The following is a 15,112-nucleotide window of genomic DNA, read 5'->3' as shown; positions in this document are numbered from 1 at the left end:
CGGGGATCAGCTCTCGATCGCGACCTTGACGACGCCGGTCAGCGCCAGCTGCGCCAGCGACAGCGGCACCAGCCACGCCCACGCCAGCCTCTGGAGCTGGTCCTCGCGCATGCGCGGGTAGCTGACCCGCAGCCAGATCACCACGAACGCCAGCGCGAACGTCTTCAGCAGCGTCCACAGCCAGCCCAGCTCGGCGTCCAGGAACGGGCCCTTCCACCCGCCCAGGAACAGCACCGCGGTCAGCGCGCTCAGCACCACGATGCCCGCGTACTCGGCCAGGATGAACAGCGCGAACCGCAGCCCGCCGTACTCGGTGTACGGGCCGAAGATGATCTCCGAGTCGGCCACCGGCATGTCGAACGGCGGGCGGCGCAGCTCGGCCAGCCCCGCCACGAAGAACACCACCGCGCCGACCGCCTGCCAGGGCAGCCACCACCAGCGCCACTCCTCGACGATCCCGCTCAGCGACAGCGTCCCGGCCGCCATCGCGACCGACGAGGCCGCGAACACCAGCGGCAGCTCGTACGACATCAGCTGCGCCGCGACCCGCATCCCGCCCAGCAGCGCGTACTTGTTGGCGCTGGCCCAGCCCGCCATGATCGCGCCGATCACGCCGACGCCCATCACGGCCAGCGCGAAGAACAGCCCGAGCCCGAGCTCCAGCGCGACCTGGCCGTCCGGCCCGACCGGGATCACCAGCAGCACCAGCAGGTACGGAACCAGCGCCACCGCCGGGGCCAGCTTGAACACCCGGCGGTCGGCGGCCAGCGGGACGACGTCCTCCTTCTGCGCGAACTTCACCCCGTCGGCGACCAGCTGCGCCCAGCCGTGGAAGCCGCCCGCGTACATGGGGCCGAGCCGGCCCTGCATGTGCGCCATGACCTTGTGCTCGGCCTGCCCCACCAGCAGCGGCAGCAGCGCGAACGCGGCCGCGACCAGCGCGAGCTTGACGACGGCTTCAAGCATTGGGCCCCCAGTCGTCGGGCACTCCGGGCGGCCGGACCCGGCGGCGGCTCGGCGCCCCGCCGGCGGACTCGCCGGGCTCCTTCGCGCCGGGCCACGCCTTGGCGACCCGCGCGGCCAGGACGAACTCCTTGCGCAGCGGATGCCCTTCGAAGCCGTCCGGCAGCAGCAGCGGTTCGAGGTTCGGGTGGCCCTCGAAGACCACCCCGAACATCTCGAACGTCTCCCGCTCGTGCCAGTTCGCGCCCCGGTAGACGCCGGTCGCCGTCGGCAGCACCGGCTCCGCGCGCGGGACGCGGGTGCGGATCAGCAGGTGGTGGCGCCGTTCCAGGGAGTAGAGGTGCACGACGACCGCGAACCCTTCGTCGAGCTCGTCCACGCCGGTCAGCCAGTCGAAGAAGCCGCAGGAAAGGTCGTCGCGGGCGAAGGCGAGCGCCTCCAGCCACAGGTCGGACGGCACCCCGACGGCGAGGCCGCCGAAGGTCTCCTCCATGCTGACGTCCTCGCCGAAGCGCCGCTCCCACGCCGCCGTCAGCACCGCGCCCACGTCTTCAGGGCCCGCTTCTTCGAGGTTCGCTTCTTCAGGGCTTGCGTCTTGCGGGCTCGCGTCTCCGGCGCCGGTCTCGCGCTCGCTCACCGGCCGGCCCGTCCGATCTGGTCGTCGGGCTCGTCGTCGGCCAGGCCGGGGATGATCGAGGGGTCGTGGTCGGCGGACCTCGGCCGCCGGGGCCGCGCGGCACCGCCGGCGCGCCCGGGCCCGACGTCCGGCTCAGCGGCCGCCTCGGGCCCTGGTTCGTCCGGCGTTCCGGACGGCGCGGGCTCCTCGACAGGGGTGACCGGCTGGGTCGCATGGGCGGGGCCGCCCGGACGGTTCTGGTCATCGCCGGCCGCCCTCGGCTCGGCGGCCCCTTCGGTGTCCGGTGCGGTGTCCGGTGCGGTGTCCGGCGCGGTTTCCGGTTCAGCGGCGGGTCCGGAGGTCGCGGTGGGCGGTGAGGGGGGTTCCTCGTCCGGGACGGGGGTGAGGCCAAGGGCCGGGATGTCGTTCTGGGGCGGTGGAGGCTGCAGTGGCCTGCGCAGAACCGTGGCCGAAAGCGGACGCGGCGCGGGTGGCGGCGTGACAGGCTCGCCGCCGCCGTTGTAACGGTCCCCCAGCGACTCGCCCGCGATCTTCTCCTGCAGTCGGACGATGCCGTGCAGCAGGGCCTCGGGACGGGGCGGGCAGCCGGGCACGTACACGTCCACCGGGACGATCTGGTCGACGCCCTTGGTGACGCAGTAGGAGTCCCAGTAGGGGCCGCCGCAGTTGGAGCAGGCCCCGAAGGAGATCACGTACTTCGGCTCGGGCATCTGCTCGTACAGCCGCCGGACGGCCGGGGCCATCTTGTCGCTGACCGTGCCCGACACCACCATCAGGTCGGCCTGCCGGGGGCCGGGCGCGAACGGGATCACGCCGAGCCGGATGAAGTCGTGCCGGCTCATCGAGGTGGCGATGAACTCGATCGCGCAGCAGGCCAGGCCGAAGTTGAAGACCCAGAGGGAGTACCGGCGGCCCCAGTTGAGCACGAACTTCACCGGTTTGGGGGCAAGCCGGGACAGCGGCCCGACGCTGGGCGGGGGCAGGTCCACCGCGCTCATCGGCTCGCTCCGCTCATCGGCTCGCTCCGGTGGTGGTCACAAGAGCATTCTTACAGCCGCGGGCCGGTGCGGCCGAGCCTCAGACCCACGACAGAACACCCTTTTTGCCCGCATAGAGCAGTCCGGTCGCGAGGAAGCCCAGGAAGACGAACATCTCGCCGAGGGTGGTCATGCCGTAGCCGGGCGCGGCGAAGACCGTGGCCCAGGGGAAGAGGAACACCGCGTCGACGGCGAACACCACGTACAGGTAGGCGAAGACGTAGTAGCGCACGTACGACTGGGCCCACCCGCTGCCGACCGGATCGACGCCGCACTCGTAGGTGGTGAGCTTCTCGGCGGTGGGGCGGTGCGGGCGGAGCATGCGGTTGGCGGCGAGCCCCCCGCCGACGATCCCGCCACCGACCAGGATCAACGCAACAACGACGACATATCCGTCGAAATAGTCGGCCACAACCGCCTCCCTGAGCCTCCCGGCGCCGGAAGTCAAGTATCCCTGAGATCACGAGATCGTGAACGTCGCGATCTCGCCCGAACCTCTCAAACGTTTTGTCCGTCTTTGCTGTCAGACTAGATAACTATTGGGGGCAATTGACCTGGAAGGACGTGACCGGATGAGCAACCCTCCGCCTCCGCCGGGTTGGGAACCACCTGGCGGGTCGTCGTGGCCTCCTCCACCCCCCGCGGGACCGGGCGGGGGCGAGCCCGGGGCACCGGGTGCTCCGGGCGGGCCGGGCGCGCCGCCTCCGGCCGCTCCGCCGCCGCCTGGCGCCCCGCCGCCGCCTCCGGGCATCCCTCCGGCGCCGGGCGCTCCGGGCGCCGAGGGCTACCCCGGGCCCGGCACCCCGCCGCCGTTCTACCCGCCGCCGCCCGGTGCCCCGGTCGGGCCGCCCGGACCGCCCGGGATGGGCATGGGCATGCCGCCGCCCAAGCGCGGTGGCAGCGGCGCGCTGATCGCGATCCTGCTCGGCGGCGGCCTGGTCGTGGTGCTGCTGATCGTGGTGGTCGTCGTCGTGGTGATCGCCAACAGCGGCAAGACGCCCGCGGAGCGGCTGACCGCCGCGGCCAATTCGCTGTCCACGGCGCGCGCCCTCAAGCTCAAGGGCTCCTTCAGCGCCGGTTCCGACAGCTTGCAGGGCGAGCTGACCGTGACGCGCGGTGGGCGCGCCGGCGGCCAGGTCACCTGGGACGGCAACAGCGTGACCATGCTGTCGGCCGACCAGAAGCTGTTCGTCAAGGCGCCCAAGAGCTACTGGCAGACCAAGGTGAGCGCGCTGTCGTCCAACCGCTTCCTCAAGGACGGCGACCAGTGGGGCATGATCGACAACACCGATCTCACCCTGGACTTCGACCGTGACCTCACCCCCGAGGCGCTCGCGACGGAGCTGCGGCAGTCGAGCCGGTACAACATCAAGGAGACCGAGACGACCGTCCAGGGGCGCAAGGCGTACAAGATCGGCAGCAGCCTCTCCACCTTCTACCTCAGCGACAACGACGAGCAGCCGGAGCTGCTGCGGTACGAGAGCGCCAGTTCGCCGCGGGTCTCCGCGGACGTCACCGTCCAGTCGACCGCGGCCGCGCAGTCGTCGATCGGCCAGATGCGCACGATGATGGGCGAGCTCACCGACTCCTTCGACTCCAGCAAGACCCCGCGCAACTCGGCCAAGCCCGAGTTCGTGTCCTGCGACCGCGGCGGCGAGCCGTGCACCGTGCGGGTGAAGGTCTGGAGCACGCGGGGCGGCGCGTCGTCCGTGCTCATCAAGGTCAACTTCCGGCTGACCTCGGAGCAGGGCGGCGGCCGGGTGTACGGCGAGTGCGACTCGTCCGGCACTGTGACAGGAATCTCGGACGTGTCCGTGCAATGCACGATCTCCGGCGGCGACTGGGCCAAGTACGGCAAGAACGCCCGCCGGGTGTGGGTGGCGGCGACGCCGGTGGCGATCGCGGCGACCTCGGGAGACATCCAGACGATGCAGCGCAACCTCGACTCTGAGTGAGCCGGGCCGGCCCTGGGCGAACCGGAGCGGGAGCCCGGGGGAGGCCGGGTGCACTGATCATCGGGAGTGCCGGACGATACGCGGTCCTGCTGCGCGGGCGCGTATCGTCCGGCACTCTGTATGTCTGTGATGCCGGTTGTCAGCGGAATGAGCGCCGAGTGAGCGTTGAACACGGAGGGTCGCATTTCGCGAGCCCTCAGCCTCCCTCTCCCTCCGACCCGCCGCCGATGGACCCGCTCCCCGAGCGCCTGTCGTCCCCCGGCGCCGTGCCGCCCGGGCCCATGCCTCCAGGGCCCGTGCCTCCGGGACCTGTGCCGCCCGGGCCCGTGCCGCCGGGCGCCGGGCCGCCGGCCCCGCCACGGCCGGGGAAAGGCGGGAGGTCCCGGCGCAAGCTGCTGATCGTCGCCGGTTCGGTGGTGGCGCTCGGCACCGCCGCCGCGGTGGCGTTCGTGGTGCTGTCCGGCGGCGAGGACGAGCCCGGGAAGCCGCGCCGCGCCGCCGCGCCCGCCCCCGCCGCCTGGACCAAGGAGGCGGGACGGCAACTCAACGCCCTCCCAGGGCTCCGCTACGACGGGACGGTCACCGTGAGCGGCCGCCCCGTCCAGGTCATGCTGAAGGTGACCCAATCGGGCCTCGCCACCGGCACCCTCACCGCGGGCGGCGTCCAGAGCGCCCTGGTCTCGGTCGACGGCTCCACCTACGTCAAGGGCGGCTCTGCCTTCTGGCGCACCTACAGCGGCGAGGCCGCGCGCGCCTCCTCCTTCGCCGGACGCTGGGCCAGGCTCCCGGCGACGTTCCCGAGCCTCGCCTCCGTACAGGACGCGCTGTCCCCGCAGGCGATCGCGAAACTGCTGGCCGAGGCGCCCGCCGACCCGCCGACCGAGAACGTCGGCACGACCCGCGCCTACAAGGTGAAGACCTCGAAGGCCGACTACTTCCTGACCGCGTCCGCGCCATACCGGCTGCTGCGGGTGCAGACGGCCGGGCAGGGCGATCCGCGCTTCACCGCGGCCCCGCTGGCCGACCCGGCGCTGGCGTTCACCGAGATGCGGCCGCGGGTGGCGGCGCTGGGCGGGGCCGCCGACCCTTCGCTGCGCTTCCAGCCGAGCAAGCCGTCCTTCATCAACTGCAACGACAACATGGACGGCTGCACCCTCAGCGTGCCCGCCACGATGACCGTCCCGGCGGGGGCGGTGCCCGCGGGGGCGCGCGCCGCGCTGCTGGCGAAGATCACCGCCAAGAGCATGACGCTGGGCTCGTGCACCGCGGCGGGCGCCGTCCCTTCCGGCCGCCAGGTGACGCTGCGCTGCAAGGTCAGCTCGCGCGGGTGGCGGGCGTGGATGCGGCAGGCGCGCGAGGTGCCGGGGCCGCACCCGTACGAGGGGCACGCCCGCGTGCTCGGCGAGGCGGTGGCGGTCTCGGACGTGGCGCGGCTGGTGGGCCTGGTCGACCGCGAGCGCGCGGAGCGGCGCGGAGCACCCGGATCCGGGGCGCCGTCGGCGAAGCCGTGACCGGAAGTCGATCGACACGCGCGGGCCGGGGACCCGGCCGCGCGTCCGTCCGCCCGTCCCGCCGCGCGTCCGTCCGCCCGTCCCGCCGCGCGGACGCCGGGGCCGGTTGTACCGGGCCTTTTTCGGTCTGTCTATAGTTCGGGGCGTGAACTTCGTGCCACCGGGGAGCAGCGGTTCCCCATCCGTCCCTCCACGGCTCGTGCGGCGGCTTCATGTCGACCTGTGCCGCCTGGCCAGTTGCCTGTGTTCGCGGTGAACTCGGGAACCGTCTAGGTCGTACTACCGGTAAGGACCTGCCCGAATCCGGCTGAGCGGCGTGCCCTCCGCGCTGAAGTGGTAACTAATTGTGCGACGGGGTCGCGACTCCCTGGATGAGGGATGTCACATGGCGGGTGGAACGGTGTCCGAGCCGACCGGGGGTCGGTTGGACCAGGATGCCGCGGGTGTACTCAGACCACCCTCCCCCGAGAAGAGCGTTCCATCCGGGACATACCATGAAGGTAAGCCTAAGTAGCATCACGATCCTGGGTACCTCCTCCAGGACGGGTGCTGCGCGTCGAGGAGGTCTTCCTCTGTGACCAAACAGGTCCAGCAACTCGACCGCGTCATCATCCGTTTCGCCGGGGACTCCGGCGACGGAATGCAGCTGACCGGCGATCGCTTCACCCAGGAGACGGCCGCGTTCGGCAACGACTTGTCGACGCTGCCGAACTTCCCGGCCGAGATCCGCGCCCCGGCCGGCACGCTGCCCGGCGTGTCCAGCTTCCAGCTGCACTTCGCCGACCACGACATCCTGACCCCCGGCGACGCGCCCAACGTCCTGGTCGCCATGAACCCGGCCGCGCTCAAGGCCAACCTCGGGGACCTGCCCCGCGGCGCCGACCTGATCGTCAACACCGACGAGTTCACCAAGCGCAACCTGGCCAAGGTCGGCTACGCCGCCAACCCCGTCGAGGACGGGTCGCTGGACGAGTACCGGGTGCACGCGCTGCCGCTGACCTCGATGACGGTGGGCGCGCTGGCCGACTTCGAGATCAGCAAGAAGGACGCCGAGCGGGCCAAGAACATGTTCGCCCTGGGCCTGCTCTCGTGGCTGTACCACCGGCCGACCGAGGGCACGATCGGGTTCCTGGAACGCAAGTTCGCGCGCAAGCCCGAGATCATGAAGGCCAACATCGCCGCCTTCCAGGCCGGCTGGTCCTACGGCGAGACCACCGAGGCGTTCTCGGTGCAGTACGAGATCAAGCCCGCCGAGCACGAGCCCGGCCTGTACCGCAACATCACCGGCAACGTCGCGCTGTCCTACGGCCTGATCGCCGCGAGCGAGCGCAGCGGCCTGCCGATCTACCTGGGCTCCTACCCGATCACGCCGGCCTCGGACATCCTGCACGAGCTGTCCAAGCACAAGCGGTTCGGGGTGCGCACCTTCCAGGCCGAGGACGAGATCGCCGCGGTCGGCGCCGCGCTGGGCGCCTCCTTCGGCGGATCCCTGGGCGTGACCACCACCTCCGGCCCCGGCCTCGCGCTCAAGAGCGAGACGATCGGGCTGGGCGTGGCGACCGAACTGCCGCTGCTGGTCATCGACGTGCAGCGCGCGGGCCCGTCCACCGGCCTGCCCACCAAGACCGAGCAGGCCGACCTGCTGCAGGCCATGCACGGCCGCAACGGCGAGGCCCCGGTACCGGTGGTCGCGCCGCGCTCGCCCTCGGACTGCTTCGACGCGGCCCTGGAGGCGGCCCGGATCGCGGTCAAGTACCGCACCCCGGTCATCCTCCTGTCGGACGGCTACCTGGCCAACGGCTCCGAGCCGTGGAAGCTGCCGGACGTGGCGTCGCTGCCGGTGATCGAGCCCGGTTTCGCCGAACCGGACCAGGAGGACTTCCAGCCGTTCAAGCGCGACCCGCAGACCCTGGCGCGGCCGTGGGCGATCCCGGGCACGCCCGGGCTGGAGCACCGGATCGGCGGGCTGGAGAAGGCCGACGGGTCGGGCAACATCTCCTACGACCCGTCCAACCACGACCTGATGGTCCGGCTCCGCCAGGCCAAGGTCGACGGCATCGCCGGCGACATCGCGCCGCTGGAGGTGGACGACCCGTCCGGCTCCGCGCGGGTGCTGGTAATGGGCTGGGGCGGCACGTTCGGTGCGATCTCCGCCGCGGCGCGCCGGGTGCGGCGCGCCGGGCACCAGGTCGCGCAGGCCCACCTGCGGCACCTCAACCCCTTCCCCGCCAACCTGGAGCAGGTGCTGCGCTCCTACGACAAGGTCATCGTCCCCGAGATCAACCTCGGCCAGCTGGCGCTGCTGCTGCGCGGCCGGTTCCTCGTCGACGTGATCGGCTACAACCAGGTCCGCGGCCTGCCGTTCAAGGCCGAGGAGCTGGAAAGCGTCATCCGGGATGTGATCGACAGTGAGTGACAACGGACTCAACGGCGCCAACGGCGCCAACGGCAACGGCGGCGCCGACGGGCGCACGGCGCTGTCGCTGGTGCCCAAGACCGACACGCCGCAGAAGGCCAAGGACTTCAAGACCGACCAGGAGGTGCGCTGGTGCCCGGGCTGCGGCGACTACGCCATCCTGGCCGCCGTCCAGTCCTTCCTGCCCGAGCTGGGGCTGCGGCGGGAGAACATCACGTTCGTCTCCGGCATCGGCTGCTCCTCGCGGTTCCCGTACTACATGAACACCTACGGGTTCCACTCGATCCACGGCCGCGCGCCGGCGATCGCGACCGGGCTGGCCTCGTCCCGCCCGGACCTGTCGGTGTGGGTGGTCACCGGTGACGGCGACGCGCTGTCCATCGGCGGCAACCACCTGATCCACGCCCTGCGCCGCAACGTCAACCTCAAGATCCTGCTGTTCAACAACCGGATCTACGGGCTGACCAAGGGCCAGTACTCGCCGACCTCCGAGGTCGGCAAGATCACCAAGTCGACGCCGATGGGGTCGCTGGACGCCCCCTTCAACCCGATCTCGCTCGCGCTGGGCGCGGAGGGCTCGTTCATCGCCCGCACCATCGACTCCGACCGCAAGCACCTGCAGTCGGTCCTGCGCGAGGCCGCCCAGCACCAGGGCACCGCGCTGGTGGAGATCTACCAGAACTGCAACATCTTCAACGACGACGCCTTCGAGCCGCTGAAGAACCCCGACGTCCGCGACGACATCACCATCCGGCTGGAGCACGGGCAGCCGATCGTGTTCGGCGCCGAGCGGCAGAAGGCGCTCCGCCGCACGCCGACCGGGTCGTTCGAGGTCGTGAACGTGGCGGACGTGGACCCGTCGGAGATCGCGGTGCACGACGCGCACGACCCCGACCCGTCGCAGGCGTTCGCGCTGTCGCGGCTGGACTCGCCGGCGTTCGAGCACACCCCGATCGGGATCTTCCGGCAGCTGCGGCGGCCCTCGTACGACGAGGCGCTGCGCGGGCAGCTCGACGAAGCCGTCCAGACCCAGGGCAAGGGCGACCTGGCGTCCCTGCTCAGCAGCGGGGACACCTGGCGCATCGACTGACGTACCGGACAGGCGACACGCGCGGCGGCCCGGGATCCATACGATCCCGGGCCGTCGCGCGTGCGGGGAAACAATGCGTTGACTTCTCCCCAGCTAAGGCGGGGGATTCAACCCTCACGGGTTGACCTTTCTGCTTCACCGCCAACAGCCGACCCGAACCAACGGCGAGGGACGGTGTACCGCCCATCGGTCTTACATCAGCTCCACAGACCTGACATCCCGCCAGCCCGGCGGTAGAGCCGGCCGACCTGGTTTCCGCCAGCCGAGCACTTGGACGTTAGCACATCTGTTCGATCTCTGCAGTGGATTCTTGGCGGACTGCGCTGTGAACGGCGCGCGCCCCTTCCGCGTCCTGACAGACTGAGAGATCATTCTGCCGGGAGGTGCCGATGCGGGTCGTTCCACGCCGCCGGAAGGACCGCGGGAGTCCACCGGGCCCCGTGCCCGCGGGCCGTTCCGCGGGCGCCGCCGTCGCGACGCCCGTGCCGCCCTCCGGCGGCACCGAGACGCTGGAGCTCGGCCCGCCGCCGAGCGAGGCGGCCGTCAAGCGCCGGGCCCGCGCGGCCGAACGGCAGCGGGCCACGACCGAGCTGAAACGCAGCCGCGCGGCGCGGCGCCGTGGCACCGCCCGGCGGGACCGCGCGGCGCGCGAGCACCGCTCCTCGCTGCTGGTCATGGTCATCACGCTGGGGCTGCTGATCGCGACGGTGGTGGTGAGCGGCGGGCTGATCGCCGCGTCGATGCGCACCCGCCCGGTCACACTGGCCGCGCCGCTGCACATCTACCCGGTCACCCAGACCGTGCCGGGCCAGTGCCCCGCCGGGACGCAGGGCATCACCGGCCAGTCGTCCTCCGGCCTGGCCTGCTACCAGATGAGCCAGGGCATCGCGATCCGCAAGGTCGCCGACCTGCGGGTGCAGCGCGCCCGCAACCGGGGCGCCTACGACGTCGCGGTGACGCTGCGCACCAACGACCGGCGCGCCTTCGCGACCCTCACCCGCGCGACCCTGAACCGCGACCTGGCCTTCGTCGTCCGCGAACGGCTGGTGACGGTGCCGCGGGTCGACACCCCGATCCTGGACGGCAAGGTGGTCATCACCGGGCCCGCCAGCAAGGCCGAGGCCAACCAGTTGGTCCGCAGCCTCCGCGGCCGCTGACCCGCCCTGCCGTCAGGACGGCGGGAGGGACTCGCCCTGTACGGCCTGGATCTCCAGTTCCACGCGGAGGCTCTCGCCCACGGCGGCGACGCCGGCCTCCAGGATCTGGTTGTAGCGGATGCCGAAGTCCGCGCGGCGCAGTTCGGTGGTGGCGCGGAACGCGGCGCGGACGCCGCCCCACGGATCAGGGCCGGTGCCGAGGTAGCTCAGTTCCAGGTCGACCGGACGGGTGTGGCCGTTGAGGTCGAGGTTCCCGTGGACGGTCCAGCGGTCGGGGCCGATCGCGGTCAGGCCCTCGCCCGCGTACTCGATCACCGGGTGCGCGTCGGCGTTCAGGAAGTCGGCCGAGCGCAGGTGGTCGTCGCGGGTCTTGTTGCCGGTGTCGATGGACGCGGCCTCGATGCGGGCGGTCACCCGGGACCGCTCGACCTGCCCGGCCACCTCGATGCGGCCCTCGAACGCGCCGAACCGGCCGCGCACGCTGGACAGCCCGAGATGCCTCGCGACCGCGGCGACGCTGGAGTGCACCGGGTCGATCGTCCACGGGCCGGGCGGGGGCAGTTCGGCGCCGCCCGCGCGGGCCAGCGTCACCGTGCCCAGCCGGGCGGCGCCCGAGCCCGGCACGATCAGCGTGGCCGCCGCCGGCTGGTAGCCCACGGCGGTCACGATCGCGGTGTAGGTGCCGGCGGGCAGCGGGCCCGCGGCGATCCGGCCGTCCTCGCCGGCCTGGACCCGGGCGGTCTGCGCGCCGGCCATGTCCGTCACGGTGACGATGGCGTGCGGCACGGCCCAGCCGTCCCTGGTCCGTACGGTGCCGCGCAGGGCGGGCGCGTCGTCCATGTGTGCTCGTCTCCCGGTGTGCTGGTCGTTGCGGGTGTGCGGGACGGTCCCGGGGCCGCGCCGCGCGTCGAGTCTGTCCCCATGCCCGGACGGCGGGCGGCCCCGGGGGCTACAACGGCTAGTCGTCCGGGTGGCCGAGCGTCATGTCGTGCCCGTACTGGTCGGTGCCCGACAGCGACAGCGCGGCGGCCACCGGCGGGTAGCCGGAGGCGATCACGGTGTACCGGCCGCCGACCAGGTCAGCGAAGGCGTACTCGCCGTCCGGGCCGGTGACGACCACCGCGACGACGTCGCCGGCGGCGTCCACCAGCATGACCCGGGCGTCGCCGACGGGGTCGCCGGCGTCGTCGCGGACGGTGCCGCGCACCCGGGCGCCGGGCGGCAGCCGCACGTCCTGGCGGGTGCGGCCGCTGCCGAGGATCTCGGCCTGGACGGCGACCGGACGGTGCGCGGCGGCGCTGACCGCCAGCGTGTAGCCGCCCGGCGCAAGGTCCTTGAACAGGTAGGCGCCGTCGGCGGTGGTGCGGCTGGTGCCGACGACCTCGCCGCGCACGTCGGTGACGACGACCATCGCGCCCTCGATCGGCTCGCCCTTGGCGCTGTGGACCGTCCCGCCCAGGCCGCCGTTGGCGGCGAGCGTCAGGTCGTGGTCGACGGGCTTGTCGCCGACGACGAGGGTCGCGGCGCACGGTTCGTGCTCGCCGGTCGCGGCGATGAGCACGTAGGTGCCGGGGCCCGGGACGGGCAGCGCGTAGCGGCCGTCCGCGCGGGTGAGGGCGCGGCCGAGCTGCTGCCCGCCGACGTCGATGAGGGTGAGGGCGGCCGAGCCGATCGGGGCGCCCTCGCCGCCGCTGACGACGCCGCGGATCTGGACGCCGCCGTCGCCGTTCGACCCGGCGCTGTTGTGCACCGCCAGGGCGCGGCCGGACGGTTCCGCGGCGCGGCTGGGTGAGGCCGCCCCGTTGAGCGCCGGGGCGGCGTGCCCTGCCGGGACGAGCTCTTTCCGCTCTTGATGGGCCGGGCGGACGACACGGGCTGTACGGGGGGCATGGGCAGGACGGGCGTGCCTGCCCGGCTTGCCGGCCATCCGCGGATCGTCGTCCGGCGGGGCGGCGGCAGCGGCGGGCTGTGCGGCGGTGAGCGGGCCGCCGCGCAACGGCAGCTCGCGCAGTGCGAGCACGGCGAGGAAGCCGAGCACCGCGATCGGGATGCCGCACAGGAAGACCATCTCCAGGGCGCCGGTGAACGCTTCCAGGACGATGCCGCGGAACGGCTCGGGCAGCGCGTGGATCTGGTCCGGGGAGCCCAGCACGCCGCCGCCCCCGCCGGGGGGCCGGACGTGCGCTGTGGCGAGCGCGTCCTGCAGCTCGGTGGCGAGCCGGTTGGACAGGATCGCGCCGAAGGCGGCCACTCCCATGGAGCCGCCGAGGTTGCGGAAGAACGAGACGCCGGAGGTGGTGGCGGCCAGGTCCGCGTTGGCGGCGGCGTTCTGCGCGGCCAGGATGAGGATCTGCAGGGTGAGCCCGAGCCCGATGCCGAGCACGGCGACGTCCACGCCGATGACCAGCGCGCTGGAGTCGGTGTGCAGCCGGGACAGCAGGAACAGGGAGGTGCCGACGCAGAGCATGCCGACCACCGGGAAGATCTTCCAGCGTCCGGTGCGGCTGACGAACTGCCCGGAGACCGTGGAGGTGATGAACATGCCGAGGACCAGCGGCAGCGTCATCAGGCCGGAGGCCGTGGGGCTCATGCCCTTGACGATCTGCAGGAACTGGGGCAGGTAGATCATGGCGCCGAACATCGCGATGGCCATGGACATGGACGCGAACGCGGTGAGCACGAACGTCGGGTTGCGGAACAGCCGGGGCGGCAGGATGGGGTCGCCGGCGCGCCGCTCCGCGACGACGGCCAGGAGCACCAGCGCGATCGCGCCCCCGCCCAGCCCGTAGGTCCAGGTGGAGCTCCAGTCGAACTCCTTGCCGCCCAGCGACAGCAGCAGCATCACCAGGGTGGCGCTGCCGGTGATGGTGAACGCACCGAAGAGGTCCAGCCGGGTGTCGCGCTTGACCTTCGGCAGCTTGAGCACCTTCTGGATGACCAGGAAGGCGAGGACGGCGAGCGGGATGCAGACGTAGAAGCACCAGCGCCAGCCGAGCGCGTCGGCGTCCACGATGAATCCGCCGAGCAGCGGCCCGGCGACGGTGGCGACGCCGAAGACGGCGCCCATGAAGCCGGCGTAGCGGCCGCGCTGCCGGGGCTCCACCACGTCGCCGATGATGACCTGGGCCAGCGCGGACAGCCCGCCGACGCCCAGGCCCTGGACGGCGCGGGCCGCGATCAGCTGGCCGATGTTCTGGGACAGCCCGGCGGCCACCGAGGCCAGCACGAAGATCAGCAGGGCGCTCTGGAACATCAGCTTGCGGCCGAACAGGTCCGACAGCTTGCCCCACAGCGGGGTGGAGGCGGTCATGGTCAGCAGCGTGGCGCTGGCCACCCAGGCGAGCTGGTCCTGGCCGCCGAGGTCGCCGACGATCGTCGGCAGCGCGGTGCTGACCACCGACGTGGAGATCATCGATGTCAGCATGGCCATCATCAGGCCGGACAGGATCTCGAGGATCTGCCGGTGTGTGTACTGCGGCCGCACCTCCTGTGCCGCCGCCGGCGGCTCCGTCACCGGCGGCGCCACCGCGCTCGCTCGAACCACTCTGCCCCCATCGAAGGTCCTTTACCTGTGTTCTACATATATATTAAGTAGTCGGGTGTTTACTTGCAAACCGGACTAATGTGACGAGGGATACTTGAACGGTGCTTGATCGACTGGAGCTCGCGAACGCGGGCGAGACGCGGCCACGTCCGAAACGGGACCGGAACGCGACCCGGCAACGCCTGCTGGAGGCCGCCCGCGACCTGTTCGGCGAGCACGGCTACGACGGCGTCACGGTCCGGATGATCGCCGCCGCCGCGGACGCCAACGTGGCCCTCGTGCACCGCTACTTCGGCTCCAAGGCGGCGCTGTTCGCCGAGGTCCTGGAGGGCGACTTCGTCATCCAGCGGGTCATCGCCGGCGTCGGCGACCCCGAGCCCCTCCACCTCCGGCTGGCCCGGCACTTCGTCCGGCAGGCGCAGCGCGGCCCGGCCTCGCCCATCCCGCGCATGCTCGACCGCTCGGTCGGCAACGAGGAGGTCCGGCGCATCCTCGCCGAGCAGACCGAGCGGCTCATCGTCGACCCGCTGGTGGCGCAGCTGCCGGGGCCCGACGCCCGGGTCCGCGCGATGCTCGCTGTGACGATCATCATGGGCGGCGGCCCGGTCCGCCGCACGCTCGGGCTGGACGACCTGCGCGGCGCCGACCCCGAGGAGCTGACCGAGCGCGTCGCCGCGATGTTCGAGACCGCACTGGCTCCGTTCCGCTGATCCCCGGTCACCGTACGCCGCTGGGCGTAACGCGGTGACCTCGCGTACCGCAGCGGGCGCAGACGAGATCGACTCAGGGTCGGAGCAGCCCG

13 protein-coding genes are annotated in these 15,112 nt (G+C 72.1%); 7 read left to right on the top strand and 6 right to left on the bottom strand.

Annotated features, from left to right (window positions below; translation table 11 throughout):
* Positions 1-6: 6 nt before the first annotated feature.
* The 4 genes from ABD340_RS45005 to ABD340_RS44990 all read right to left on the bottom strand — a co-directional run bounded on the left by ABD340_RS45005 (position 7) and on the right by ABD340_RS44990 (position 3,049).
* Positions 7-966 (bottom strand): complex I subunit 1/NuoH family protein, encoded by a 960-nt coding sequence (locus ABD340_RS45005; RefSeq protein WP_344597964.1) that lies wholly within the window; start codon positions 964-966, stop codon positions 7-9.
* A complete protein-coding gene (locus ABD340_RS45000) occupies positions 959-1,600 on the bottom strand; it encodes an NADH-quinone oxidoreductase subunit C (protein WP_344597963.1) in 642 nt (213 codons plus the stop codon). The genes ABD340_RS45005 and ABD340_RS45000 overlap by 8 nt, the downstream gene beginning before the upstream one ends.
* Positions 1,597-2,598, bottom strand: coding sequence for an NADH-quinone oxidoreductase subunit B (locus ABD340_RS48260; protein WP_425547540.1), 1,002 nt, complete (start codon positions 2,596-2,598; stop codon positions 1,597-1,599). The genes ABD340_RS45000 and ABD340_RS48260 overlap by 4 nt, the downstream gene beginning before the upstream one ends.
* A gap of 79 nt (positions 2,599-2,677) precedes the next feature.
* Complete coding sequence (locus ABD340_RS44990; protein ID WP_344597962.1) at positions 2,678-3,049, bottom strand: NADH-quinone oxidoreductase subunit A; 372 nt, start codon at positions 3,047-3,049, stop codon at positions 2,678-2,680.
* A 457-nt stretch (positions 3,050-3,506) separates the two neighbouring features.
* Here ABD340_RS44990 and ABD340_RS44985 point away from each other — a divergent pair, with 457 nt between their 5' ends.
* From ABD340_RS44985 to ABD340_RS44965, 6 genes are all read left to right on the top strand, one after another.
* Positions 3,507-4,592 (top strand): hypothetical protein, encoded by a 1,086-nt coding sequence (locus tag ABD340_RS44985; RefSeq protein ID WP_344597960.1) that lies wholly within the window; start codon positions 3,507-3,509, stop codon positions 4,590-4,592.
* A gap of 296 nt (positions 4,593-4,888) precedes the next feature.
* Positions 4,889-6,103, top strand: coding sequence for a hypothetical protein (locus ABD340_RS44980; RefSeq protein ID WP_344597958.1), 1,215 nt, complete (start codon positions 4,889-4,891; stop codon positions 6,101-6,103).
* A 145-nt stretch (positions 6,104-6,248) separates the two neighbouring features.
* Positions 6,249-6,359, top strand: coding sequence for a putative leader peptide (locus tag ABD340_RS48255; RefSeq protein WP_425547539.1), 111 nt, complete (start codon positions 6,249-6,251; stop codon positions 6,357-6,359).
* A gap of 318 nt (positions 6,360-6,677) precedes the next feature.
* Positions 6,678-8,519: a 2-oxoacid:acceptor oxidoreductase subunit alpha gene (locus tag ABD340_RS44975; protein ID WP_344597957.1), complete on the top strand. Its 1,842-nt coding sequence runs from the start codon at positions 6,678-6,680 to the stop codon at positions 8,517-8,519.
* A 61-nt stretch (positions 8,520-8,580) separates the two neighbouring features.
* On the top strand, positions 8,581-9,609 hold the full coding sequence (locus ABD340_RS44970; protein WP_425547541.1) for a 2-oxoacid:ferredoxin oxidoreductase subunit beta: 1,029 nt from the start codon (positions 8,581-8,583) through the stop codon (positions 9,607-9,609).
* Between the two features lie 389 nt (positions 9,610-9,998).
* Positions 9,999-10,766: a SecDF P1 head subdomain-containing protein gene (locus ABD340_RS44965; RefSeq protein ID WP_344597953.1), complete on the top strand. Its 768-nt coding sequence runs from the start codon at positions 9,999-10,001 to the stop codon at positions 10,764-10,766.
* A 12-nt stretch (positions 10,767-10,778) separates the two neighbouring features.
* On the opposite strand, the gene ABD340_RS44960 is transcribed toward ABD340_RS44965, so the two are convergent.
* Entirely contained in the window at positions 10,779-11,606 is an 828-nt protein-coding gene (locus tag ABD340_RS44960; RefSeq protein WP_344597952.1) for a YceI family protein, read from the bottom strand.
* 118 nt (positions 11,607-11,724) lie between these two features.
* On the bottom strand, positions 11,725-14,280 hold the full coding sequence (locus ABD340_RS44955) for an MFS transporter (RefSeq protein ID WP_344597950.1): 2,556 nt from the start codon (positions 14,278-14,280) through the stop codon (positions 11,725-11,727).
* 131 nt (positions 14,281-14,411) lie between these two features.
* Here ABD340_RS44955 and ABD340_RS44950 point away from each other — a divergent pair, with 131 nt between their 5' ends.
* Entirely contained in the window at positions 14,412-15,020 is a 609-nt protein-coding gene (locus ABD340_RS44950; protein WP_344597948.1) for a TetR/AcrR family transcriptional regulator, read from the top strand.
* Positions 15,021-15,112 lie beyond the last annotated feature (92 nt).

The sequence above is a fragment of the Actinomadura vinacea genome (assembly GCF_039532545.1).
Lineage (GTDB): Bacteria > Actinomycetota > Actinomycetes > Streptosporangiales > Streptosporangiaceae > Spirillospora > Spirillospora vinacea.
Note: the sequence above shows the minus strand (reverse complement) of the source record. Positions and strands in the feature narration are given on the sequence as shown.